The following is a 25,151-nucleotide window of genomic DNA, read 5'->3' as shown; positions in this document are numbered from 1 at the left end:
TTTCGGGTAGGGACAAGTTACTAAAAATTCGATATACTACAGCCAAAAGCAAAGGAAAAACAACTAATCCTTCTTGCTTTTCCTACTTTACCGAACGGAGCGAGCAATGTAAAAACCAAAATGAAACAAGGCAAATTTTGGCAACAGGCAGCGCAAGCCTCCGCAAGGTAAAAGAATACTTTACTTAAAGAGGAGGAATTTATCATGAAAAAATCTTTAGTACTCGCAATGGCAATGGCTCTTGGTGTAACCGCTTCTGCTTACGCTGCTAACCCGTTCAGCGACGTTCCTGCCGGACACTGGGCATATGACAGCATCAACAAGCTGGCAGCTGCAGGCGTAATCGATGGCTATGGCGACGGCACCTTCGGCGGCGACAAGCTGATGACTCGCTATGAAATGGCACAAATCGTTGCTAAAGCAATGGCTAAAGGCGCTAACGTTGACAAGCTGGCAGCAGAATTTGCTGACGAGCTGGACAATTTGGGCGTGCGCGTAGCTAACCTGGAGAAAAAAGCTGACAATGTAAAGATTACTGGTGAACTGCGCTTCCGTTATGTTGATCAAGACGGCGCAATGTTTAAGGCTAGCGATCGCGAAAATCATCTAGTTATAGGTAATGCTTCCAACCATGTAGCAGATCTCCGTTCCCGTATTTGGATTAACGGCATGATTAATGATGACTGGACCTACACTGGCATGCTGCAGAATACTCAGAATCTGAGCGATAATGTAGGCAATGAAGATACTAAATTCCAACGTGCTTATGTAGACGGCAAGCTGGGCGGCATGGCAGTACGTGCAGGCCGTTACAATTTGGTAATTGCTGATGGCAATATCTATGATACCCGTGCTGATGGCTTGGAGCTGTCTTATGGCAACAAGCTTAAATTAAAAGGCTTTGCAGGCAAAGCAACTGATGATATCACCGTTTTACCATATATGATGATTGAAGATGATGCTGTTTATGCTGGTGATATTACTAATGGCGGTAAGTATTGGGGTCTAGCTCTTGAAAGCGAGCTGGCTAAGGGATTGATGGCTACTGCCGGCTATACTCAATTCAAAGATATGGGTACCGGTTTTGTTGAAGCTACTAATCCTGGTGAGACATTAGGTAAAACCGATATTGACAACGGCATCTGGCATGCAGGCTTGAGCTATGATATGGGGCATTTCAATCTGTCCGCTATGTATCTGAAGGGCGATTTGTCTGCTGACAAACTTAATGATATGCAAGACGGCAAAATTAATAAAGCTATTGATCAATATCTTGATGATGACGGCTTTGTTATCGGCCTGTCCTATAAGGGTGCTAAGGCTGAGGATGCAGGCAGCTGGGGAGCATGGGCTAAATACTATGACCAAGGCGCACAAACCTATGTTGCACACACTACTGATGCTAACACCTTTGGTATGACCGGTTTCAAAGGCTTTGGCGTTGGCGCTAACTACACCCTCGCTAAAAACATCGTAGCTAACGTTGCATACTACAACACCGAATCCAAGCTGGCTAAAGAGATTCCTGGCGCTTCTGATGTTCTGGATCGCTCTAAAGACCATCGCTTCTGGACTGACGTAACCTTCACTTTCTGATAAACCTTCATACAAAAACTTCCTAAAATTGGCAGCGTCAGCGCTGTCGGCAGAGAACCGCCGTAAGGCGGTTCTTTTGCGTTTTGTGGCCCCCTTCCACCTCACTACGTTCGGCACCTTACCTGAGGGGCAGGCAAGACTAATAGCTAAATTTTTTGTATAATCTTTTATTCATTGTGTCTAGACTTTTTGGGTTAGTATACTAAAAAATAGCTTTAAGACTTGGTTTCCCCCTTGGGGAAACTGTCGCGTTAGCGACTAAAGGGGGAAAGGTGCGAGCAAATGAGAAGTTGGCTAGAAATATAACCTAAAAACCCAAAAATATCCCAAAAATCCCTCCTCCTCCTACCCGAAATCACCCTTTCGGGTGGGGCGCTTTTGCTCTTTTTAGGCTACACTATAGGTGTAAACAATCAGCTGCAAAGCAGGCAGCAGGAAGCGGAGGGATTGATATGCTGAAAGAAAGCTGGAAAAACATTTTGCTGGGAGCATTACTGCTTACCGGGTTGGCAATGCTCCTGGGCAGTGACAGCTCCGACAAAAAAGCAGACCAGCTGCTCGCCATGCCTAAGGCAGAAGCTGCCGCTATGCCTGCCTACGAGCAGGAATATATGAAAATCGTGGCTGGTGTCTGCGATTATTTGACCACGGGTAATACTGCCGGACTGCCGGCGCAGGGACTGACAGGCTTTGAGGAGCTGGAGGGCCATAATGATCCCGGTCAGGGTGTAAGCAGTGTCGGCTATACGCTGCAGGATATCAATAATGATAAGGTGCCGGAGCTGATTTTTGGCCAGATTGATTATCCTGAGGGCAAGGGCTATTATGGACGGGATATCTATGCTATCTATACCTTTGTGGATGGTAAGATAAAATTTGTTGATGAGGGCTGGTCGCGCAGCCGACTGCGTCTGCTTCCTCAAGATATGCTGAGCAAGCGCACCTGTATCGACGATAACGATATGGAATGGATGCTGGAAATGAAGGATTTGCTGCGGGACGGCAGTTTGCGTCAGGGAGAAACCTTCTATACAAAGGTTGAGGATGGCAGATGTAATGTTTACCGAAAATATTTAGATGTAAATGATACCTACGTTACCCAAAAAACTTCCATGCACTTTGACGATATGATGAATATTGACCTTGGTGCCCAAAAGCTCGAACTTTTACCGCTTGCGGAATACAGCAGCCGTGGCTTTAAGGGACTGGTAATGCAGCATCTTAACTGTATGGGCTTGCATGAGCTGCAGGATAATAGGGTAGATCTTTCCGCATATGAGCATGTTTATGTGGATAATCCCTCTCAGGGAGCAGAAGTGTTGTTTAGCAGCAATACTTCTCTGGCGAGCTTTGAAGTGCTGGATTTGCAGGGTGATAGCAGCAGGGTTATCTACAGCAAAGGACTACTGAAACCGGAAGAAAAGCTGGTACTGCATCTGGAAAGCTTTGAAACTGATCCTGAGCTTGACTATGAAACTGTTATCAAGAACGGTATCTGCTTCAGGGACGACACCGGCAGCCTGCGCAAGTTTGCGATTCGGGCGAAGGTTATGGACGGCAGTGTTTATCTGGAGGAGATTGATTAAGGTAAAATCTGCATTTTGTGCGGAATTTTATAAAATAAGGTTGGGAAATTAAGGAGGTAATAAAGATGAAAATGAAAAAATTAACCAGCTTATGTGGTTGCCTGTTGCTTTCCATGTGCATGGGCGTTGGTGCTATGACTGCTCCGTTGTCTGCTGAGGCTGCAGCACGCGAAAAGGTTATTCTGGACGCAGATATGGTGGATTTGTTTGATGACGGCATCGCTATGATGATGCTTGCCGAATCTCCCAAGATGGATTTGAAGGGTGTTACCATCGTAATCGGCAATACCTGGGTTGAAACCGGTACTGCTTCCGCTATCCGTCAGCTGGAGGGCATCGGCCGCACCGATATCCCTGTATATATGGGTGTTAATGAAACCGTTCGCAAGGACCGTTTCGCTAACATGAAGGAAGAAAAACGCATTTACGGCCGTGGCCATGACTCCCATCTGGGCGCTGCAGGCTATCCTCAGCCAGCATCCTGGCAGGCTGAATACCGCAAGAATTATAATGATGAGCCTGTTATGAACCCGCAAAAGGAACATGCTGCTGATTTCATCATTGATACTATCAAAAAGCATCCGGGCGAAGTAACCATCGTTGCTATCGGCAGCGGTGCTAACCTGGCAGCTGCTTTAGACAAGGCTCCGGAAATTGCTCCGCTGGCTAAACGCGTTGTTTATATGGCAGGCGCTTTCTTCTGCGAAGGCAACGTAATGCCGACCTCCGAGTTCAACGTTTGGATTGATCCGGAAACCGCTAAAAAGGCTTACCGCGCTCCCTGGAAGGAGCAAATCTTCCTGCCGCTGGATGTTTGCAGCAAGGAACTGATGAGCCACGATGATTTTAAGGATTTGGAAAGCCGCATTAAGAGCGACCGCTTTAAGGCTATGTGGGAAAGCCATTATGCTACCCCGATGTTCCGCAAGGATCCGTCCTTCAAGAACTACATTTGGGACGTTCTGGCAGCAGCAGTAGCAATTGATCCGTCCGTAATTCTGGAATCCGAAACTCTGCCGGTTGATGTTGATGACCAATACGGCTACGGTTACGGTCAGACTATGGGCTTCCGCGGCGCTGCTCCTGAGGGTGCTCAGAATGCGAAGATTGTTTACGCTGTAGACCGCGCTAAGGTTTGGAAGATGGTTGAGGATGTATTCAACAAGCTGTAAGCAATAATTTTGTGGTTTAAAGATTGCGCCCTACCCGAATTTGCTGTTTCGGGTAGGGCGCTTTAGTTTTTTATAGGGTAAAATATAGGTATAAAAGATTAGCTGCAAAGCAGGCAGCAGGAAGCGGAGGGATTGATATGCTGAAGAAAAGCTGGAAAAATGTCCTGGTGGGAGCAATGCTGCTGACTGCCTTGGCAATGCTGCTGAATGGCTGCGGTTCGGATAAGCAGGCTGCTGCAACGCAGCCTAAGACCACGAAGGTGGAGGAAGCTGCAGCGACTGTGGCGAAGGTGCCTGCCTATGAGCGCGAATACGGCAAGTTGGTGGAGGGTATCTATAATTTTGTGAATGATGGCGATATGGGTAAAGTGCCGCAGCAGGGCATGACCGGTATCTATGAGCTGCGTGACCGTATGGGTTACGTTGATACGTTGAACATGCTTGGTTATACGCTGCAGGATATCAATAATGACAAGGTGCCGGAGCTGATTTTTGCTATTTTGGATAACGAAAAGCAGGGCAAGGGCTATTATGGCAAGGATATCTATGCTGTCTATACCTTTGTGGACGGCAAAATCAAATTTGTTGATGAGGGATGGGCTCGCAGCAATATTAAGCTGTTGGCGAACAATATGCTGCTGACGCGCGGCAATTGCAGTAATGCGGAATATGTGCTGGCGCTGGAGGATTTGCTGCCGAATGGTAATAAAAGATGCGTTGATATGTACTTTACCCGTTCGAAGAGCAATAATGAACCAGGTCTTGATGTTTACCGCAACGATGTGGGCAGAGCTGATGTTGCTGTTTCGCAAAAGACTAATATGACTGCGGATGATTTTTTTGATATGGGCGAAGAGATGGCCGGTGACAGCGTGAAGCTTGAGCTGCTGCCGTTGAAGGAATATAAGCAACGAGGCTTTAAGGGACTGGCGATGCAGTATCTGGAATGCATGGGAGTACATGAGCTGCAGGATGCAAAGTTTGATCTTTCCAAGTACGAGCAGGTTTCCGTGCCTAATCCCTTTAAGGGTGCGGATGTAATTTTCCGCAGTACGAAAAATCTGGAAGACTTCCGCCTTCTGGAGCTTGCTTCCGGAAAGAGCGTTTATAGAAAAGATTTGCTGATGGCTGATGAAAAGCTGGTGCTGCATCTGGAGAGCCTGGAAACTATTCCCAAGAACGGTATCAGCTTTAAGGATGATGCAGGCAGGGAGCGCAGGTTTGCGATTCTGCAAAGCGGTAAGGACGGCAGTATTTATCTGCAGGAGATTGAGTAAGGTGTAACGCCTGAAGAGGGCTTAAATTAAGAAATGATGTAAAAAACTTTGGAGGTGTTTTTTATGCGTAAAAGATTTTTAGGTGCAATGTTATTGGCGCTTGGTATTGGTTTGTTTGGCGGTTGGGGCAGTGCTCAGGCGAACAGTGTGGCGGAGCCTACGCAAAGCATGCTGCATGTGTGCTGGCTGAAGGATGCTCATGTTAATCCTGCGGCCTGCGAGGTTGTGCGGATGCCGGATGCTTTTGAGCCGGCGAAGGCTGTTGTGACGAGCTCGGTGGATTTCCCTGATTTTCAGGTTGTAGCGCTGGATTTGCGTGAAGTGAGTGCTGAGGGCTATCCTGTGTTTAACGTGCAGTCTATTTATTATAAGGATTTCCTGCGTGCAACGGAGCCGATTATTATTGTGATGCGTGATTCCGAGTCCTTCCCGCGCAACGGTATTGCGGTGCGCGATTCTTTGGGCAGGGAGCGTATTTTCGGTATTGCTATCAGCGGTGAGGACGGAAGCCTGCTGCTGAGTGAGGTTGATAGATAGAGGTGCGGGCGATGAAGAAATTATTTAGCTTGCTGATGTTCAGCCTGCTGCTGCTTGTCAGCGCAACAGCGATGGCAGCGTCTTATGGTGCATATCCGTATATGCGTTATGGTGCTGATGGCAGGGATAATGCTTCTTTGCATCTGATTTATACGCAGTCCGGCGTTTTTGCTTCTGTTGTTACTTATGATCTGCAGGACGGTAATGCGCCGATGTTTAAGGGCGTGGGTATGCTGGAGAACGGTTCGCTGGTGTTGGAGGATTATTCTTTTGATGTGGGCCGTCATGGTGAGGATACACGTTATTTTGGTTATGGCTCTCAGCCGCTTGTTTGCGAGGCCAGAGTGCAAGAGGGTAAGCAGGTTGTGCTGCTGCCGACGATTGATGCACGCGAGATGGGTATTGCTAAGGTGAGTGAGCCTGATATCGGCGGTACTTATAGGTATGAGGGAATGCAGGCGGAAGAGGATTATACTATGGCGCTGTATTTTCTGCGTAAGCTGAATGTGAAGAATACTGGTTTGGATTTGAGCAGTAAGGATTATTGGTTTGGCTATGGCAGTCGTTTTGCCGAGGATCCGAACAGCGTTTTTAATTCGTATCTGCCGCAGGATGCCGGCGATTATTTTGGGGTTTATGTTTATAATAAGAACGATGAGCTGGTTATGACTTATTATGTGCATCCGAATTTGTGGGATGCTTATAGTGTGACAGTTGATGGTGAGATTAAAATGCTGTGCAGCAATGATGCTGTTGGTTGAGGCAGTGAGTTGAGTTTTTTCCGCGCAATGGTATTGCAGCGCTTGCTTCCTTGGGCTAGGAGCGTATTTTCGGTATTGCTTTCAGCGGTATAGAAACAAGCCTGCTGCTGCGCGGATTTGAAAGAAATTAGAGGTGTGGGCGATGAAAAGATTATTTAGCCTGTTGATGTTTTGCCTGCTGCTGCTTGTGAGTGCTGCTGCGCTGGCAGCACCGTATGGTGTGTATCCGTATGTGCGTGCGGATAATAAAGGCAACGCTAATGCTTCTCTGTTTTTGTTTTATACGCAGTCGGGCGTTTTTGCTTCTGTTGCTACTTATGATGCAGAGGATGGCAATGCGCCGATTTTCAAGGGCGTTGGTGTGTTGGAGAACGGTACTTTAGTACTGGAGGATTATTTGTTCGATGTAGACGTTAATAGTGAGGAAAGACGTCATTTTGCTTATCCTTCGCAGCCGCTTCCCTGTGAGGCCAGAGTAAATGAGGGTAAGCAGATTGTGCTGCTGCCGACGGTTGATTTACGCGAGATGGGCACTACTAAGATAAGCGAGCCGGATATCAGCGGTACTTATAAGTATGGGTCTAGTGAGTGTGCGAGTGCTGATTATCGTCTGGCACTGTATTTCCTGAAAAAGCTCCATGTTGAAAACACCGGCCTGGATTTGTGCAGTAATGATTATCGCTTTGATTATGATATTAGTGGTGCTTGGAAACATAACAACGTTTTGAATTCTTATATGCTGCCGGGCGACTATTATGTTATTTATGTGTACAATAAGAATGATGAGCTGGTTATGATTTATTATGTGCATTCGAAGCTGTGGAATGCGCTTCGTGTGAATGCTGCTGGTGAGGTAAAGATTTTGTGCAGCAATGATGCTGTAGGCTGATGTTGTGATTTAAGTTTGAGGTCCTTGCGACGTAAGTTAATATTGCGGAGCAGGGGCCTTTTTGATGTTGAAAAAGGAGATGCTTGTGTGTCGCAATTGACATGTCGCAACCCTTCCGTCTGCTCGCTGAAGCTCGCAGCCACCTTCCCTTTCAGGGAAGATATAATAGTATGTACAGTTCTAACTATCGCTGTTGTTGCGAACTTTTATATGCTCCCTAACAGGGAGCTGGCATCGCCGTAGGCGATGACTGAGGGTTGTCTGCAATATATTAATTGATTTTGTTGACTGTTACTTGAACCTTTTTGCCTGCCAATTGGGGAAGCAATGACTATGATTTTCTGGAGGTGAGCTTATGAAGAAGCTTTTGAGTGCGTTGGCGTGCGGTGCGCTGCTGTTGTGCGGCGGGATGTCGGTTGCGCGGGCGGACTATTATGAGATGTACAATCCTGCTACCCATGTTGAGGGTGGTGCTATGGTGTATGAAACTACGCGCGGTACCCTGATGAGCCTGAAGGTGCACAGCGGTGAATGGCAGGAAGACCATTACCGCTATGAGACAGAGGCGAGTGGTGTGGTGCATTTTGCGCATGACGGTGAGCGTTTTATCGGTTATCTTCATGTGCCGGGTCTTATGAGCCTGGAAAATGGTATGGGTTATCCTTCTATGTACAGATATAGTATGCCGCTTTATGAAAAGTATGCTTTGAGTAATCCGCAGGGCTATCAGGCGCAGAGTAAGCTGTACGGTGCCTGGATTTTGGGTGAGCCTGAGGGTAATAATCGGGTGCTGCCGTCCCTGACCGGTACCTATGAAAGAAGCAACAAAAGAGGTACTCGCTTTGTGCAGGGTGAAACGGAAATGCCCTGGAGGGTAGCTGCGCTGTTTTTACAGCTGGTGCTGGAGCCGAATGTTAATTTACTGGACAGAAACAACTGTCATTTCAGCTTCTGGGATTATCAGTGGGAACAAGAAAAGGCTTTGTATCCTGATGTTGACAAGCGTTACAGCTATCATACTATGACTAAGGCGGGAGATCCGGATGCTCCTAATCCAGTGCAATTTAAGGATGCGCGCTATCTGGTAGAGAAAAGCGGCAGACTGATTTATAATGTTGCCGATGATGGTACGGTAAGGAAGATTTACGATTTGGCCAATGAGTAGGCAGCAGATGCTTGCGCACTATTTTTGGCAATGGTGTGGCGCTGATGCGGTTACTGAGATTGCTGTGTATGACAATGCCGGGGCTGCTGCTTTGGGCAGAAATTTCCTTGAAAAACAGAAAAATTTTGCTCATCCTACCCGAAATCGACAGTTTGGGTGGGGTGCTTTAGCACATTCCGTTGTACAATGAGCTTGTAAGGAAACATGCCTGCGCCTGTAATAGCGCAGGATAATTCTGAGGAGGTGCAACAAATGAAAAAAGGTATTGTATTAGCTTGCTGCGCAATGTTTTTGGCGGGACAATTGCAATCAGCAGAAGCTCTTGACTGGAACAGAAGAATTGGCGTAGACAGAATGATCGACAGAACCATTGATAATACTATTAACAGGGCGGTGAATAAAGTGGAGAAGCAAGAAAAAACCAGACGTGTCATTTTCCAGAATCTGCCGCAATCGGCAGCTGAAATCGGACCGGAAACCGATGCTCAGCAGGTTGCAGCTTATACCGTAGCAGCACTGGCTCGCTACGAAACAAACCCGGCAGAGGCAATTGCTATGCTCAACAAGCTGTTGGGACCAAGACCGGTACCCAAAAGAGATGAACAGTTCCTCGCAGACCGTTTCCGCGGCAGACAGTATCTGATGCGCTCCTACTTTATGGGCGCAACTCCGGCGAATAACTATCAGCCGGATATGCCGTATACCGTAGAGATTAAAACCAATGCCTATACTTATCAGGAGGAAGGCTATGCACGCTTCCTGATTACCTGTGGCGGTGCCGACAGCCCTCGCCCGATGACCGTACGCCAAAAGGCTTCTACCGGCGAATGGTTCCTGTGGGATTATAAGGGACTGCTGAGCGGCATCCAGACTCCGGCAGCAGATGATCCGTGGGCCTGAGAATAATTCAGCTTAAAAAACAATAGCATTATAAAACAAGCAGCCTTCCGGTGCTTCCGGTAGGCTGCGTTTTTGTATGCTAAGGCCGAAATAATCGGAAAATACGCTGAAAAGCCTGTTTTTTTTGCCTTACCCTACCCGAAATCGGCCTTTGGGGTGGGGCGCTTTTGCTGCTTCTTGCTTATAATATAATTACAAAAGCTGGAAGGAAGTGGTGTATATGAAAAAATTCCTGAAAAAAACATCGCTGTTTTTGGTGACTGCAGCGATGACTGTTTCTGCTCCGCTGATGGCGTGGGCGCTGGAGCACGACATTGTTATTCTGCATACTAATGATATCCATTGCGGTATTAATGATAATATCGGCTTTGCCGGTCTGGCGCAGATTAAAAAGGATGCCCTGGCAAGAACGCCGAACGTGGCGCTGGTGGATGCAGGTGATGCTATTCAAGGTGCACCTATCGGCAAGCTGTCCCGTGGCTTGGCAGTTGTCGATATTATGAATTATCTGGGTTATGACTTCTGCATTCCCGGTAACCATGAATTTGACTACGGCATGGACCGCTTCATGGAGCTGGTACCGCTGCAGCGTGCAGGCTATTACTGTGCAAATTTTGTTTATGCAGGCAACAACAAGCAGGTTCTGCCGGGCTACAAAATTATGCAGTATGAGGATACCAAGGTAGCCTTTGTGGGTGCGAGCACACCGGAAAGCCTGACAACCTCTACGCCTACCTTCTTCCAAAATGAGAAGGGACAGTATATTTACAGCTTCTGCGAGGATAAGAGCGGCAGCAAGCTGTACAAACAGCTGCAGAAGAATGTTGATAAGGCGCGCAAAGAAGGCGCGGACTATGTATTTATCGTTGGCCATTTGGGCATGGACGGCACTACCCCGCAGTGGAGCAGCGAAAGCGTTGCTAAAAACACTCAGGGCGTAGACGCTGTTATCGACGGACACTCTCACGAGCGTTTCACCCGTATGGTTAAAAATAAAGTAGGCAAGGATGTGTTGTTGGCGCAGACCGGTACTAAGCTGAAAACTGTAGGCGAGCTGGTAATTACTCCCGACGGCAAGCTGAAGAGTCAGCTGATTACCGAATCCAACGGCAAGGATGCCAATATCGCAAGAGTTATTGCCCAGGAAATAAAAACCTATGAGCCTTTGCTGAAGCAGCCTGTGGGCGAAGCCTTGGTACAGCTGCGCAGCAATGATCCTGCAACCGGTGAGCGCATCGTGCGCAACCGTGAATGCAGCTTGGGCGACTTTGTTGCCGATGCTTATCGAGCAGTGCTTGATTGCGATGTAGTGCTGGCGAACGGCGGCAGTATCCGCAACGAAATCAAAACCGGCGTAATCAGCTACAACGATTTGCTGGAGGCCTTCCCCTTCGGTAATATGTGCGTAGTATTAGAGGCCAGCGGCCAACAGATTCTGGATGCTCTGGAGATGGGCGCTATCAGCTATCCTGAAGAAAGCGGCGGCTTTATGCAGGTATCTGGCCTGAGCTACACGCTCGACAGCTCCGTTGCTTCCAGCGTTGAGCTGGATGCCAAGGGCAATTTCGTGCGTGTTGCCGGTGCCCGTCGCGTAAGCGATGTTAAAATTGACGGCAAACCGTTAGACGTTAAGAAAAAATATACTGTTGGCGGCACTTCCTATATGCTGAAATTCGGTGGTGACGGCATGACGATGTTCAAGGGCGCACGTCTGGTACAGGACGAAATGATGAGTGACGCAGATACGATTATGGAATATCTGCAGAATCATCTGAACGGCAAGGTTGGCGAGCAATATGCTAATCCTTACGGCGATGGCCGTATCGTTATCAAATAAAGAGCGTTCTATATAAAACAAGGAGATGATTGTTATGTTGAAGAAACGTATTGCGATGGGAATTTTGGCCGGACTTCTGGCCTGCAGCTTTATTGCCGGCTGCGGCGGGGGTGACAAAGGCACCAGCGAGCCTCCTAAACCGAAACCTATTGCTGCTGATTTGAAGGATTTGCCGAATAAGGATGTTAAGGTCGGCATTAATACATTTAAGCTCTTTACTCTGAAAAATAATCCTAATCTGCATTTGCAAAATACTTATAGCAAGGGTATGAGAGTGGCTGTTGTCGGCAGAGATATGATTTATGCCAACGTTAAGGACAGACTTGTGCAGATGCAGTGGGATAAAGATGGTCTGCGCATGTTGGACAATAATGTTGATGCTTTGTCCGGTAATGCTAAGATTTCTTCCGACGGCACCAGAGGCATTTTCTATACCAATAAGAGAATGAGACTCAACTATTTCGATAGCGAAACCAAACGTATTGAAGAGGCACAAGGACGCTTCAATAACCTTGTTGTAATTCCTAAGGGCAATGCGGACAAGGCTTTGATTTGGATGAACCAGGGCGAAATGAGAAAGGTTGATCTTCGCAACGGCTACAGAGTAGGCAAGGATTTAGGCACAGTACGTAAGGAATCCAGAAGCCGTGATGCTGCCGACAAGGATAAAATCAATATTCCGCAGAGCGTTGTTGCAGACAGAAACGGTGATTTCTATGTTGGCGGCAATGCGCGTATCGGCACCCAGGATGTAGGCCTGGTAAGCGTTTATGACTTCAATGGCAAGCAAAAACGCGTCATCGGCAAGGAAAAACGTGAAGATAGCAAGGCCATCAATTCCTTAACCGATATAGCTTTGACTGATGAATATCTGGTAGTCAGCGATTCCTCTGTAGACAAGCAGCAGCTACAGATTTACAGAAAGAACACCGGCACTCTGGTTGGTACCGTAAGTTATAAGGATTTGACCGATAATAAGGAAACCAGCATCGGTGCATGTGTAAACCTGGCAAATATGCCTGATAACAGAGTTTTGGTTGCCCTCAGCAATGACAGAAAAAATATTAAAGATGAATTCTTCATCCTGCAGCTGTAATGTAGGGTAGAAGGCATGACAGAAGCTGTAAAATTTAAGAAATAAAGATTTGAACACCCCCGAAAGATATATTTTGGGGGGTGTTTGAATTATAGCTTAAATTGGATATTTGGTTTTAGCAGTGTGTATGGCTATATATATAATAAAAATGAGCGATAAAGTTAATATTGCAATAGTAACCCCTAAATAACGAAAGCCTCCGACGAGTAAACTCGCCGGAGGCTTTTTGCTTGCTTTGGTGCGTCAATGCTCTGCGTTACGCATCAGTTCGATATACTGCAGCAGCTCCTTACGGGTTTTTACACCCAGCTTGCTGTAGATATTTTTATTATGATATTTTAAGGTGTTTTCGGTAATACCAAGCTGGCTGATAATATCTTTGGTAGAGCAGCCTTGTACATAAAGGTTAAAGATGTCCTCCTCCTTAGGTGTCAGCGTAGCAAGATTATCGATAAACATCTGATAACTGTCGGGATCGACGGATTCCAGCTTCTTTTCAATGGCTTTTTCCAAAGCAGCTTGGGCAAAGTTGAACTGCTGCTGAGCCTGCTCGCGTTCCTGCTGAGCCTGCAGCTTTTCTTGCTGCGTCTGCTCCATTTGCAGGCGTACCTGTTGAATTTCATTCTGCAGGGCGGCAAGCTGTTCCTCCAGCTGAAAGTATTGGTTGGCCGTCTGCTTTTGCTTTTCCTGTGCCTCCTGCAGACGTACGGCGGCAAGGCCGTACTGTTTTTGTACCTGATTGTTTTCGCTTTGCAGCTGACGCATTTTTTCGGCCTGCTGCTCGGAATGGCTCTGCAGAAATTCAAAGAACTGGTTAAGCTCCAGCACATTGGATTGCGGAGGAGCGTCGGGGTTTTGCTGCAGCTGCTGCAAATCCGCTACCAGCGGGTCTACATATCTTTTGCTGAAATAACCGGCAGACAGCAATGAAAGCAGGAGAATAATACCCAGCATTATCAGCAGACGCATTTTAGCCTGCTTCTGCAGATGATAATAGCTGTCGGCAGGCAGCATGACTGCTACCTTGTGCTCAGAGGCACCGACTTTCAGGGGTGCGGTGTAGCCGATGAATCTTTCCTGACCTGCGGTAAAGAATTCGTGCTCTCCGTCGGAGCTCATTTTTATAGTAGCATTGACGAAGGAGGCCGGATTGGAAAGCTGTCCCTGGTATTCGTTGTCCGCCTTTTTATCGAGAATAGCGGTAATCAGCGGATACCCCTTGTAATTGGCCTGCTTGGTGCGCTGTTGGAAGTAAACGCTGCTGATTTCAAAGCCGCAGATACCGATAATCCTGCCGTTATTACTGTTAATAGGCATCAGGAAAAGACGGGACTGCTCCCAGCTTTCTTTGAGGTGGGCAACGTCTGTCAGGATATATTGTTGGGAAATATTATTTTCCTTGGCATGCAGCAGCTTATCGGCCTGCGGATAGGCGTGGACGTTAAGCTCCAGTTGCCAGGTGCTGTAAAGGCTGATGTTGTTATTGCGGGCAACCTGAGGGTTGCCGCGGAACATACATGTTTCATTGAAAAGGGTGTTTTCGGAATAGATATTGGTAAATTTGAGAAAAAGACCGTTATAGGTTGGTTCCAACAGATTCGTGTTGACGCTGGCGTTGAGCAGATACAGGGCGCCGCTGGCTGGAGCCTGCTGCATCTTGGCAGCAAGAGTCTGGTAGGTTGCTTGCTGAATCGCTGTCAAAGCCTCGGGATTGTTGTTCAAGGCATCATAATTATTGTAAATGCCCTGCTCCAGCATAACGCGGTCGATATCATTCTGCAGCTGTTGCGACAAATCGATATTGTGCGCAGCCAGCGCGTTCATCTGGCGTTTGATATCGTTGGTACGGGTGTTAAGCTCATATTCAAGAAAGCGGTCGATATCATGGCTTGGTGGCTGTACTATGCCGATAACGTTTAACAGGATCAGCATAGCAGAACCTGCCAGCAGCACCAGTGACAGCAGGTAAATAATAAAACGGCTGCGCATGGAGCGTTTGTTATGCCATATTTCTTTGCCTATAAGCAGCAGTCTTTTTATTTTGGTGAGCTTATTGAGCATTAAGAGCCTCCTTGGTAGGATTTTTTGGCTTATTGCTTGTAATTCAGCAGCTTCTGATAACTTTCTTCTACTAACTTATCAAGCGTTTGCTGAGGATTTGCGCCATCGGCCACTGCCTGCAGATATTGCCGGTGGGCAGCGCGCAGAATGTTTTTGCTGCCATATTCCAGATTTTGCTGGATGTCGGCGGCGTTGTGAGGCAGATGCAGCCAGGTGCCTTTTTTGTATACCTGCTGCATGCAGGTATACAGCTTGCGATATTTTAAGTTATGCACATCTTGCGGATTATTCAGCAGTTTTGGCAGTGCTTCCTTATTGGTTGGCAGGTAGCCTGCCTGCATAGCAAAATTCAAATTGCTGTTTTCCTGCGCCAGCCATTTTGCAAAAACAACGGCACCAAGATTTTTGCGTTCGTCTGTGCTTTTGATGGCAAATAATCCTACACCGCGCTGCAGCAGTGTTACCTTACCACCGCTGAAAACAGGGCAGGGATAATAGTTGGTAACGATAGTTTCACGCGTGTTGTCGGGATTAGTGACGTAATCGCGCATATAAAGAATGGCGGCGGTAGAGCCGACGTTGCTGATTAAATCGGCTGTTTTCCAGGCATCGGCCGCATAACCCTTTTCAATGCCCAGACCACCGGCGATAGCAGGCTCGGCTGCGGCACGGAAGATGCGCTTGAAGTTGGAACTGGCAAGGTCCGGCTTGCCGTCCTTGATTAACGGGTCGCCCAAGGAAGCCATGCTCGTCAGGTAATAGTTATAGAAATCATCCAGCTGGCACATGTTTTTGCCGCCGGTCCAGGTATAATACTTGCGGCAGAGCGCAAAAAGCTTGTCATAATCGGCGAAATCATCGGTGCTGGCACCTGTTGCCGCAGCAAAGCGGTCAAAATATGTCTGGTTTACAAAAAGCAGCTCGGTGGATTTTGCTACCGGCAGCATCAGCAACTCCTTATCCTGATAGCCTTCGGATAAAAATTCCGGCTGGTAAACAGCTAAATCTTCTTTATTAAGGTATTTGTCCCAATGCAGCAGCTTATCGTGCATTGCGGGGATTACACGCGGATAGGCGGTAAAAAGGTCGGGCAGCGGCACAGCGCCAGGCTCCTGCTTGGCAGAGGCGAATAAAGCTTTGTCGATAACATTAGAGCTGCTTACGGAAGCAACCTTGACAATGACGCCTTTGGCCTTACCCTCAGAGGCATTGAATTTTTCTATTGTATCATTAAATGGGGAATTGGTCTGGTTGCCGTAAACGTGCCAGATGGTGAGAGTTACCGGCTTGGCCGGGTCGAGTGATGCCTTATTGCCGCAGCCACTGCTGAAAGCGGTAACAAGACAGAGCAGTAACAGCACCAACATACTGTATAAGGAATCAGAAATTTTTTTTGATACAACAGACATGAAAAAACCTCCTGAAAGAGTATTTTTAGAGAAAAAAGGTAAAAAATAAGGAAAATTTACCCTTATCCTACCCGAAATCGCCATTTGGTGTAGTGACGAAATGCAATTTTTATATTAAACTTAAGGCAAGGAAGCGGAAAACAGCTTACCTGCACAGATAATTTGCAAAGATTGTCTAACAATTAGTTTATCACAAATCAAAGTATTAGTGAATAGTTTTTTACTACAGATAAGGATAAGATAAATATTTTACAATTTCTTGGCTGATAAGTGTACAGCTGTTTTATTCAAAGTCCTGTTAATATTAAGCGGGATTTGATAAAATATAATTGTTAATTTTTTAGTGATACAAAAGGAGGTTGTATTATGGGTTTAATTAAAGCGGCAATGGGCGCTGTAGGCGGCGTACTGGGCGACCAATGGAAAGAGTTTTTCTATTGCGAAAGCATGCCTCCCGAGGTTCTGGTAACCAAGGGTATGAAGCGTACGTCCAGCCAAGGACGCAGCTCTAACACTTCTGCAGAAGACAACATCATCAGTAATGGCAGCGTTGTTGCTGTCAACGAAGGTCAGTGCATGATTATCGTTGAGCAGGGCAAGGTTGTAGATATGTGCAACGAGCCCGGCGAATATGTATACGATACTTCTACTGAACCGTCTATCTTTACCGGCGATCTGAAGGATAATGTAAAGGCGATTTTCGGTCAGATCGGTAAACGTTTTACCTTCGGCGGTGATCCCGGCAAGGATCAGCGCGTATATTACTTCAATATGAAGGAAATTTACGGCAACAAGTTTGGTACCGCTCAGCCGATTCCTGTACGCCTGATTGACAACAACTTAGGCATTGATTGGGAAGTTGGTATCCGTTGCTTCGGTGAATACAGCTATAAGATCACTAATCCGCTGCTGTTCTACACCAATGTATGCTCCAACATCACTGACGAATATCGTCGTGACCAGATTGACAGCCAGATGAAGAGCGAGCTCATGATGAGCCTGGGCGTTGCCCTCGGTACGCTCACTGAAAACGGTATGCGTTACAGCGCACTGCCGCGTCATGGCAAAGAAATCGCTAACGCTTTGAACGAAGATTTGAGCGACCAATGGCGTGACCGCCGTGGTGTAGAGGTTTATTCCTTCGCACTGGCAAGCGTAACCATGTCTGAGGAAGATGCTCAACGTCTGAAAGATATCCAGATGCTCAGCAATCCGAACCGTGCAGCAGCAGCTATGGCTGGTGCTACTGCAGACGCTATGCGTATTGCAGCTGGCAATGAAGGCGGCATGGGTGCAATGGGCGGTTTTGTTGGCATGAATATGGCCGGAATGGCCGGTGGCGCAAATGTGGCTGGCTTGTTTGCCCAAGGACAACAGCAGCAGATGTATGCTCAGCAGAATCCTTACGGCCAACAGCCTCCTTACGGACAACCGCCTTATCCGCAACAGCCGCAACCTCCTACTCCGCCGCCGGCCGCCCCTGCCGCCCCTGCGGCAGCAGCACCGGCAGCAGATGCCTGGACCTGCAGCTGTGGCACTACTAATACCGGCAAGTTCTGCGCTAACTGCGGCGGCAAGAAGCCTGAGCCGAAACCGGCAGAGGGCAGCTGGACCTGCAGCTGCGGCACTACCAATACTGGTAAGTTCTGTGCTAACTGCGGCAGCAAGAAGCCGGAAGACAAACCGGCAGAGGATGGCTGGACCTGCAGCTGCGGCGCTGTAAACAAAGGCAAGTTCTGCGCTGAATGCGGCAGCAAGAAGCCTGAGGGAGCACCGCTGTTCAAGTGCGATAAGTGTGGCTGGGAGCCGCCAGATCCGCACCATCCGCCTAAGTTCTGCCCTGAATGCGGCGATATCTTCGACGATAACGACAAACAATAACTTAAATATTCGGGATTTCTTTCCCATTGTATTTTAGTAGCGTCGCAATTAAATATCGTTTCAGTCAAAGCAATTTTCCCATGTCCGCAGGACATGACGCAAATTTCGTGTGGAACCAGGACGAAGTGCCGCAAAACTCGCGCTATGTAAAGAGATTTTGCTATAGCAGCAAGCTTATCGCTCAGACAGTTGCGACACTTCTATGGTTCCATACACTCATTTGCTAAAATTGCTATTCGTTCCACGATATATTAATTGCTTACGTTAGTTGAATGAAAGGATTTGGGATTACTTTCCGGAATCTACGAAACTATATTTTAACGAGGTGATATTATGGCTGAAACCTCTGTAGGCTATAAGTGCCCTAACTGCAGCGCGCCGCTGACGTTTTTGCCCGGTCATGATAAGGTGACCTGCGAATACTGCGGTACCGAGCTGGAAGTTAAGACTATAGAAGAAATGTATGCCGCCAAGGAAGCCGCTGCTGCCAAGGCGCAGGCTGCCAAGGAGGCAAAGTGGGATACCTCTGCTGCCGGCAGCGAATGGGAAGCTGACGAAGCAGAGCAGATGAAGGCGTTTACCTGCTCCAGCTGCGGTGCGCAGATTGTGAGCGATGGCAACACCATGGCGACAGAATGCTGCTACTGCGGCAGCCCGACCATGCTGCCGAGCCGCTTCGAAGGTATGCTGAAGCCGGACTTCATCATTCCCTTCAAGAAAACCAAAGAGCAAGCTGTTGCTGCCCTCAAGGAATTCTATAAGGGAAGAACCCTGCTGCCTAACTCCTTTACGGCCAACAATCGTGTGGAGGATATCCAGGCGATGTATGTGCCGTTCTGGCTGTTTGACTCCAAGGTTAGTGCCAGCGGCAGCTATCAGGGTGCCAGCGACAGTGTTTATGAAACCGATGACGAGATTATTACTACTACCGTTGTATATAACTGCGAACGTGAAGGCACCATGTCCTTTGACCGCATCCCTGTAGATGGCAGCGAGAAGATGGACGATACCTTTATGGAGAGCATCGAGCCATTTGACTACAGCGAAATGGTTCCCTTCAGCACTGCTTATCTGACAGGCTTTTTGGCAGATAAATATGATGTGGATGCCGAGGCTGCTGTAGTCCGTGCTGATGAGCGTGTTGTCAAAAGTGCCGAGGGCTGTCTGGCAGACACCGTTACAGGCTATACCCGTGTAACCAGCAATGATGACTGTGCAGTTATTAAGGAGGAAAATGCCGTGCATTATGCAATGGTGCCGGTATGGATTCTGTCCACACGCTTTGAGGGCAAGCCCTATACCTTTATGATGAATGGTCAGACCGGTAAGGTTGTCGGCAGTCTGCCGATTGACTATGGCAAGCTGCGTAATTACACTGCCCTGACCTTTATTATTGTAACAATTATCAGCTACTTCATTGTGAAGTTCATTTTATAAGGAGGTGCCGGAATGAGAAAGTTATTTGCAATCTTAACCATGCTGGCAGCCCTTATGTTAGCCAGTGTAACAGCCTTTGCTGCGCCCAGCCTAGTGGATAACGCCAAGGTTCTTACGCCGCAGCAGCGTCAGGAGGTTCTGGCAGAGCTGCACAAGCAGGAGCAGGCGCATAATGTGCGTATTGCTGTTGTAACCATGAAGACAATCGGCGGTGCCGTTCCCGGCGAATATGCCAATAAGCTGCTCGATGACGTTTACAATGATGGCCAAAAGGGCAATATGGTATTGCTGCAGGTTACCAACACCAGTAAATGGTACATTGCTACCGATAAACAGCTGAAGCAGGTTATTGTTGGCAATGAAGGCATTGAGTATATGAGCAAGCCGATGGTTGCTCAGTTCAAGAAAAATGATTATGCTCAGGGCTACATCACCTATGCTCAAAAAGCAGGCGAGCTCCTTGAATATTACGAAAAGGAAGGCGAGCCGTGGGATCCTGATGCAGGCTTCAGCTGGTTTGCTTTGATTATTGCTGCCGGTATCGGCGGTGCTGCAGCCTATGGCTGGCGTTCTCTGCTGATTAGCGGTATGAGCAACGTGCGTGAGGCTGTTGAAGCAAATGCCTACTTGGATAAGCAAACCTTTGCGCTGACGCACAGCAATGATACTTATCTTTACACCAACGTTTCTGCTGTTCCGAAGTCTAAGTCCAACGGCGGCAGCAGTGACGATGGTTCTGTAAGCGAAAGCTCTTCTGATGATAATCATGGCGGCGGTGGTGGCAGCTATTGATATTATAATGAGCTGATACTTTTTGCGGCTGCGAGCATTTATCGCGGCCGCTTTTTTAAAGGGAGGTTATTATGCGCAGAACGACTATAAATTCAGGCTTTTTTATCTGCTTTATTGCCAACCTGATAGTGAACTGGGAATGGGGGTTTATTGCGGTGCTGCTCTGGGGCTTTAGCTACTGGTTCAATCTTTCGTGGTACCCTGCGGCGGCTATGGCTGCCTTGTGGCTCCTGATGGGCTTTTCTCTGACTTGGATGATTATTTGGGGCTCGTCGGCGCGCGATAATTACCGTCCTAATCAGCAGCTGAAGAATATCAATTCTTATTCGTCCAAGAATGAGGATGTACTGCCAAAAAACAAAAAGTGAATCAGCTTTGCTGGCGCGGCCGACGGAGCGATGTGTACGTAAAAACGCCGTGGCTGCGGCAGGCTATCAACCTGCTGCGTAAGCCGCGGCGTTTTGCTGTGCGTATATAATTTTGTTTGCTGCCAAGATGGCAGCCTTTTTATTTTTTCAGGCTTTTATAAATAGCGTCCAGGTTTTCTTCCATGCGGGTAAGATAGGTTTTCTCACCGTTGCTGCATTCGATAGTATATATCTCCTGCGTAGTGGCACCAACCTCGCGTGCCAGTGTTTCCGATGTTTTGGGGCTTACCGCTTCTTCAACAAAGATAGTTTTTACATTGTGCTCCTTGCAGTAGGCTGTCAGCTTGGCTAGGTTTTGCGCGCTTGGTTCGCCGCTGGCAAAAACATCCTCGATGCTTTGCTGGTGCAGGCCGAAGTCACGGCACAGATAAGCAAAGGCAGCATGACCGGTGATAAAGTCCTTTTGCTCCAGCTTGCTGAATTTCTTCTGATAGGCAACAAGCAGTGATTGCAGCTTTTGATTGTATTCTGCGGCATTCTTGCGGTAGAAATCGGCATTGGTTTTGTCTGCGGCGGCCAGTGCTTCGGCAATATTTTTTACCTCTGTCTGCGCGCAGCTCAGGCTCAGCCAGGTGTGGGGGTCATACTGGCCATGCGCTCTGATTTCATCGGCTTCTGTAAGGCTGATGCGGTCGGTGCCCTTGGCTGCTTCTACAATGACGAGCTTGGGATTGGCGGCGGCCTGTGTTGCCTGCTCCACCCAACGCTCCATGCCGGTGCTGTTGTAAATTAAGATGTCTGCTTTGCTCAGCGCCTGCATAGTTTTAGTAGTAGGCTGAAAATCATGCGGCTCTGTGCCGTCGGGAATTAGGGAAGTTATATGAATTTTATCCTGACCTACGGCCTGAGTAAATTCTTTCATAGCATTAAAGGTTACTACAACCCGCAGCTTATGGTCTGCAGCAGGTGCAGGCTCCTTGCTGCCACAGCCTGCCAGCAGATTGCTTAGCAGCAGTGTGCAAATACAAAAAATAATACTGAGCTTTTTCATGGGCTCTCCTCCTCATTTAAGCACAAACAAACGCAAATGATTTGCATATTATAACAAATTTTATCATAACACTCGTGAACTTTCTTGTCAAGCTAAATGCAAATGACTTGCATATTTGCCGAGCGAAGTCTATAATATTTACTGCAACAAAAAGGCAGCGCAGGCTGCCGTGAGTAAATGAAGGAGCCAATATGATAGAACTGAAGCATATAGAATTTGCCTATGAATCCGGCAGCGGGCTGCTGCGCGATATCAATATGCAGGTAAATGACGGCGAATATATTGCCATTGTCGGCGAAAACGGCAGCGGCAAAAGTACGCTGGTTAAGCTGCTCTTGGGATTGCTGGAGCCGTCAAAAGGTGAATTGAAGAATACTTTTAGCAGCATCGGCTACGTGCCGCAGCGCTTTGAAACTCTCAACAGCCAGTTTCCGATAACTGTTTATGAGGTAATGGAATATTACCGCAGGATATTAAAAGTAGCGGATAAGCAGGCTGTACGTCGCTGTCTGGAACAGATGCATGTTTATGACCTGCGTGACCGTTTAATCGGTACGCTGAGCGGCGGCCAGTGCCAGAAGGTGCTGATTGCCAGAGCTCTGCTGGGCAGTCCGCAGCTGTTGGTTTTTGATGAGCCCTCTACCGGCATTGATGTCAAGAGCCAGCAGGAGCTGTACAAATTTATGCAGGAGCTGCATGAGCAGGGTATTACCATTATCACGGTAGAGCATAACCTGAAATTTGCGGCACGTAATGCCGATAAAATGTATCATGTCATGAACGGTCATGGTCATTTCTGCAATCCGCAGGAATATGTTCATGAATATATGCAGGATAATGTAGGAGGTGCGGAATAATGCTGGAATACGCTTTTATGCAAAATGCTTTGCTGGTTTCTGTACTGATTTCTTTAATGTGTCCTATGATTGGCATGTTTTTGGTGCTGCGCCGCTATTCCATGATTGGCGATACGCTGGCGCATGCATCGCTGGCCGGTGTGGCGGTAGGCCTGCTGGTTAAGGTGAACCCGATTATCAGCGCCTTTGCCGTAACCTCTGTCTTTGCTGTGCTGATTGAGGTTTTGCGTCAACGCTTCCGCCGCTATGCGGAGCTTATACTGGTTATCATTCTATCGCTGTCTGTCGGTATTGCGATTACGATTATCAGCAGCGGTATGGTACATACTAATGTAGAAGCATTTTTGTTCGGCAGCATTCTGACCGTAACGCCTGACGATGTGCTGGCGGTAGCAGTGCTGTGCGTAGTGTCGCTGGCTGCCGTTTACCTTTTGTACCCGCAGCTGGTTATGCTGGCCTTTGATGAGGATGGAGCTAAAATTGCCAGGGTAAAAACACGTCTGATTAATTATATCTTTGCTTTGCTGGTGGCGGCTATGGTTGCAGTTTCTATCCGTGTGGTGGGTATTCTGGTTATCAGCTCGCTGATTGCGTTGCCGGTGGCGGCGGCCCTGCAGCTGGGCAAGGGCTTTAAGGTGACGATGCTGGCAGCTATGGTGCTGAGCTTTATCGCAATTATCACCGGCCTTGTGGCCTCCTACTGGCTGGGGGCGGCGCCGGGTGGTGTAACTGCTTTGGTTTCGGTGGCTTTGCTGCTGATGATTATCATTTATAAAGAAATACGTGCTGTCTTATAAAGAAGGGGTAGAAAGATGACTGATACAAGTTCTGCGGCAGATTATCGCGATTATCTGCATCGCTACGGATTAAAAAATACCCGTCACAGACAGCTTATTCTGCAGCTGCTGCTGGCGAGCGAGGGCGTGCTGACGGCTGAGGACATTTATCAGCAGCTGTGTGAGCAGGGCGCAGAGATAAATTTCTCTACGGTTTATCGCATTCTGGAAAATTTTACGCAAAAGGGACTGACGGAAAAGAGCTTTCTGGCGGATGCGCGCAAGTACGGCTTTGTGCTGCACGCCTTGGGGCACCGTCACCGCCTTATCTGCCTGCGCTGTCACCGGATTGTGGAGGTAGACCATTGCCCGATTGCTGATTTCGAGGAACAGCTGGCGGATAAAACAGAGTTTGCCATTGTAGGACATAATCTGGAATGGTATGGCTATTGTCCGGAATGCCGCAAGCAGAAATAGCAGGAAAATTTTTCAAAAAAGCTTGCAAAGCAGCGTAAGCAATGATATAATTATTAAGCTTGTATATAACTATATATACTTCTTCTGCTCCCGGAGAGACGGGGGCCAAAGTCCAAAGGAGGAGGTGATTTCGTGAACGCATACGAAGTCATGTACATCGTTAAACCTGTTGAGGATGAGGCTTGTGAAGCAGTTGTTGCTAAATTCGAGAAACTCATCACTGCAAACGGTGGTAATGTAGAAAAAACCGATCGTTGGGGCAAAAGACGCCTTGCTTATGAGATCCAGGACCTGAATGAAGGTATCTATGTTCTCGTAACCTTCCAGGCTGACGCCGCTGCTGTTAAGGAACTTGATCGTGTTATGAAAATTACCGATGAAGTACTGCGCCATATGATTATCAGAAAGGGTGAATAATCAATGAACAAGATTATTCTGTTGGGCAGACTTACTAGAGATCCGGAAGTGCGTTATACGCCGACCGGTAAAGTTGTTTGTCAGTTTACTCTTGCAGTAGACAGACCTTTTGCCAATCAGGAAGGCCAAAGAGAAGCTGATTTTATTCCGGTAGTAATCTGGGGTAAACAAGCTGAGACATGCGGTAACAGTCTCACCAAAGGGCAGCGCGCGCTTGTTGAAGGCCGCCTGCAAATCCGTAGCTATGATGGCAAGGATGGCAATAAACGCTGGATAACCGAAGTAATCGCTGATCGCTTCGAGTTCATTGAGCGCAAAGCTGATGCCGCTGCTGCTCATAGCAATCCGACTCGCTCTGCTGCGCCGGCTCAAGACGGCGGTATGGGTGGTTTCGGACAACAGGTTCCCTTTGATGAGGAAATTCCATTCTAATTTAAGGGAGGTTATGCAATGAAACGCGAAAGAGGCAGAAGACCTAGAAGAAAAGTTTGCAGCTTCTGTGTTGATAAAGTTGAAGAAATCGATTACAAGGATGCAAATAAGCTGAAACGCTATATCACCGAACGTGGTAAGATTTTACCGCGCCGTATTTCCGGTACCTGCGCTAAGCACCAACGCCAATTGACCGTAGCAATCAAACGCGCTCGCTGCGTTGCTTTGCTGCCGTTCACCTGCGAATAATTCGCACGGCGGTTTAAACGAAACTTATACCCCGTAGCCGTTAGGCTGCGGGGTTTTCGTTTATGTAAAAATCAGGTTCTTTGTCAAGTTTTGGGGTATTCAAGACTTTAACATCATAGACCTAGACA

At 47.6% G+C, this 25,151-nt stretch carries 24 protein-coding genes; 21 read left to right on the top strand and 3 right to left on the bottom strand.

Annotated features, from left to right (window positions below):
• The first annotated feature begins 204 nt into the window (after nt 1–204).
• The 11 genes from Q7Q81_RS04830 (at nt 205) to Q7Q81_RS04780 (ending at nt 12,816) form a co-directional block, all read left to right on the top strand.
• Nucleotides 205–1,596: an S-layer homology domain-containing protein gene (locus tag Q7Q81_RS04830; RefSeq protein WP_304274047.1), complete on the top strand. Its 1,392-nt coding sequence runs from the start codon at nt 205–207 to the stop codon at nt 1,594–1,596.
• A 452-nt stretch (nt 1,597–2,048) separates the two neighbouring features.
• Complete coding sequence (locus Q7Q81_RS04825; RefSeq protein ID WP_304274046.1) at nt 2,049–3,182, top strand: hypothetical protein; 1,134 nt, start codon at nt 2,049–2,051, stop codon at nt 3,180–3,182.
• Between the two features lie 65 nt (nt 3,183–3,247).
• Nucleotides 3,248–4,354 carry a nucleoside hydrolase gene (locus tag Q7Q81_RS04820; protein WP_293850828.1) on the top strand — a complete coding sequence of 369 codons (1,107 nt, stop codon included), beginning with the start codon at nt 3,248–3,250 and terminating at the stop codon, nt 4,352–4,354.
• Between the two features lie 137 nt (nt 4,355–4,491).
• On the top strand, nt 4,492–5,631 hold the full coding sequence (locus Q7Q81_RS04815; RefSeq protein WP_304274044.1) for a hypothetical protein: 1,140 nt from the start codon (nt 4,492–4,494) through the stop codon (nt 5,629–5,631).
• 63 nt (nt 5,632–5,694) lie between these two features.
• Entirely contained in the window at nt 5,695–6,168 is a 474-nt protein-coding gene (locus Q7Q81_RS04810; protein ID WP_304095075.1) for a hypothetical protein, read from the top strand.
• An 11-nt stretch (nt 6,169–6,179) separates the two neighbouring features.
• A complete protein-coding gene (locus tag Q7Q81_RS04805) occupies nt 6,180–6,929 on the top strand; it encodes a hypothetical protein (protein WP_304274042.1) in 750 nt (249 codons plus the stop codon).
• Nucleotides 6,930–7,071: 142 nt separating this feature from the next.
• On the top strand, nt 7,072–7,818 hold the full coding sequence (locus Q7Q81_RS04800) for a hypothetical protein (RefSeq protein WP_304274040.1): 747 nt from the start codon (nt 7,072–7,074) through the stop codon (nt 7,816–7,818).
• Between the two features lie 355 nt (nt 7,819–8,173).
• Entirely contained in the window at nt 8,174–8,983 is an 810-nt protein-coding gene (locus Q7Q81_RS04795; RefSeq protein ID WP_304274038.1) for a hypothetical protein, read from the top strand.
• A 252-nt stretch (nt 8,984–9,235) separates the two neighbouring features.
• The gene (locus tag Q7Q81_RS04790) at nt 9,236–9,883 is read left to right on the top strand and encodes a DUF6935 domain-containing protein (protein ID WP_304274036.1); all 648 of its coding nucleotides are present in this window, start codon (nt 9,236–9,238) and stop codon (nt 9,881–9,883) included.
• A 220-nt stretch (nt 9,884–10,103) separates the two neighbouring features.
• Nucleotides 10,104–11,720, top strand: coding sequence for a bifunctional metallophosphatase/5'-nucleotidase (locus tag Q7Q81_RS04785; protein WP_304274034.1), 1,617 nt, complete (start codon nt 10,104–10,106; stop codon nt 11,718–11,720).
• Nucleotides 11,721–11,754: 34 nt separating this feature from the next.
• A complete protein-coding gene (locus Q7Q81_RS04780) occupies nt 11,755–12,816 on the top strand; it encodes a hypothetical protein (protein WP_304274032.1) in 1,062 nt (353 codons plus the stop codon).
• Between the two features lie 243 nt (nt 12,817–13,059).
• Here the strand turns inward: Q7Q81_RS04780 and Q7Q81_RS04775 are convergent, their stop codons facing one another.
• Both Q7Q81_RS04775 and Q7Q81_RS04770 read right to left on the bottom strand, forming a co-directional pair.
• Nucleotides 13,060–14,877 (bottom strand): response regulator transcription factor, encoded by a 1,818-nt coding sequence (locus Q7Q81_RS04775; protein WP_304274030.1) that lies wholly within the window; start codon nt 14,875–14,877, stop codon nt 13,060–13,062.
• Nucleotides 14,878–14,906: 29 nt separating this feature from the next.
• The gene (locus Q7Q81_RS04770; RefSeq protein ID WP_304274028.1) at nt 14,907–16,286 is read right to left on the bottom strand and encodes an ABC transporter substrate-binding protein; all 1,380 of its coding nucleotides are present in this window, start codon (nt 16,284–16,286) and stop codon (nt 14,907–14,909) included.
• A gap of 366 nt (nt 16,287–16,652) precedes the next feature.
• Between Q7Q81_RS04770 and Q7Q81_RS04765 the strand changes: the two genes are divergently transcribed.
• The 4 genes from Q7Q81_RS04765 (at nt 16,653) to Q7Q81_RS04750 (ending at nt 20,764) form a co-directional block, all read left to right on the top strand.
• Complete coding sequence (locus Q7Q81_RS04765; protein ID WP_299824726.1) at nt 16,653–18,167, top strand: SPFH domain-containing protein; 1,515 nt, start codon at nt 16,653–16,655, stop codon at nt 18,165–18,167.
• Nucleotides 18,168–18,500: 333 nt separating this feature from the next.
• Nucleotides 18,501–19,604: a hypothetical protein gene (locus Q7Q81_RS04760; RefSeq protein ID WP_304274026.1), complete on the top strand. Its 1,104-nt coding sequence runs from the start codon at nt 18,501–18,503 to the stop codon at nt 19,602–19,604.
• A gap of 12 nt (nt 19,605–19,616) precedes the next feature.
• A complete protein-coding gene (locus Q7Q81_RS04755) occupies nt 19,617–20,396 on the top strand; it encodes a TPM domain-containing protein (RefSeq protein ID WP_304274024.1) in 780 nt (259 codons plus the stop codon).
• Between the two features lie 71 nt (nt 20,397–20,467).
• Nucleotides 20,468–20,764 carry a hypothetical protein gene (locus Q7Q81_RS04750; protein ID WP_304274022.1) on the top strand — a complete coding sequence of 99 codons (297 nt, stop codon included), beginning with the start codon at nt 20,468–20,470 and terminating at the stop codon, nt 20,762–20,764.
• A 139-nt stretch (nt 20,765–20,903) separates the two neighbouring features.
• Here Q7Q81_RS04750 and Q7Q81_RS04745 read toward each other — a convergent pair whose 3' ends face one another.
• Nucleotides 20,904–21,815: a metal ABC transporter substrate-binding protein gene (locus tag Q7Q81_RS04745; RefSeq protein WP_304274020.1), complete on the bottom strand. Its 912-nt coding sequence runs from the start codon at nt 21,813–21,815 to the stop codon at nt 20,904–20,906.
• 191 nt (nt 21,816–22,006) lie between these two features.
• On the opposite strand from Q7Q81_RS04745, the gene Q7Q81_RS04740 reads away from it, so the two are divergent.
• The 6 genes from Q7Q81_RS04740 to rpsR all read left to right on the top strand — a co-directional run bounded on the left by Q7Q81_RS04740 (nt 22,007) and on the right by rpsR (nt 25,023).
• Nucleotides 22,007–22,672, top strand: coding sequence for a metal ABC transporter ATP-binding protein (locus Q7Q81_RS04740; protein ID WP_304274017.1), 666 nt, complete (start codon nt 22,007–22,009; stop codon nt 22,670–22,672).
• Nucleotides 22,672–23,469: a metal ABC transporter permease gene (locus Q7Q81_RS04735; RefSeq protein ID WP_304274015.1), complete on the top strand. Its 798-nt coding sequence runs from the start codon at nt 22,672–22,674 to the stop codon at nt 23,467–23,469. The genes Q7Q81_RS04740 and Q7Q81_RS04735 overlap by 1 nt, the downstream gene beginning before the upstream one ends.
• A 15-nt stretch (nt 23,470–23,484) precedes the next feature.
• On the top strand, nt 23,485–23,925 hold the full coding sequence (locus Q7Q81_RS04730; protein ID WP_304099628.1) for a Fur family transcriptional regulator: 441 nt from the start codon (nt 23,485–23,487) through the stop codon (nt 23,923–23,925).
• Nucleotides 23,926–24,057: 132 nt separating this feature from the next.
• A complete protein-coding gene (rpsF, locus tag Q7Q81_RS04725; RefSeq protein ID WP_009145514.1) occupies nt 24,058–24,342 on the top strand; it encodes a 30S ribosomal protein S6 in 285 nt (94 codons plus the stop codon).
• A 3-nt stretch (nt 24,343–24,345) separates the two neighbouring features.
• Entirely contained in the window at nt 24,346–24,774 is a 429-nt protein-coding gene (locus tag Q7Q81_RS04720; RefSeq protein WP_009145515.1) for a single-stranded DNA-binding protein, read from the top strand.
• 18 nt (nt 24,775–24,792) lie between these two features.
• Complete coding sequence (rpsR, locus tag Q7Q81_RS04715; RefSeq protein ID WP_009145516.1) at nt 24,793–25,023, top strand: 30S ribosomal protein S18; 231 nt, start codon at nt 24,793–24,795, stop codon at nt 25,021–25,023.
• Nucleotides 25,024–25,151 lie beyond the last annotated feature (128 nt).

The sequence above is a fragment of the Phascolarctobacterium succinatutens genome (assembly GCF_958453765.1).
Classification (GTDB): domain Bacteria; phylum Bacillota; class Negativicutes; order Acidaminococcales; family Acidaminococcaceae; genus Phascolarctobacterium_A; species Phascolarctobacterium_A succinatutens_B.
This window is presented reverse-complemented; position numbering and strand designations above follow the sequence as displayed.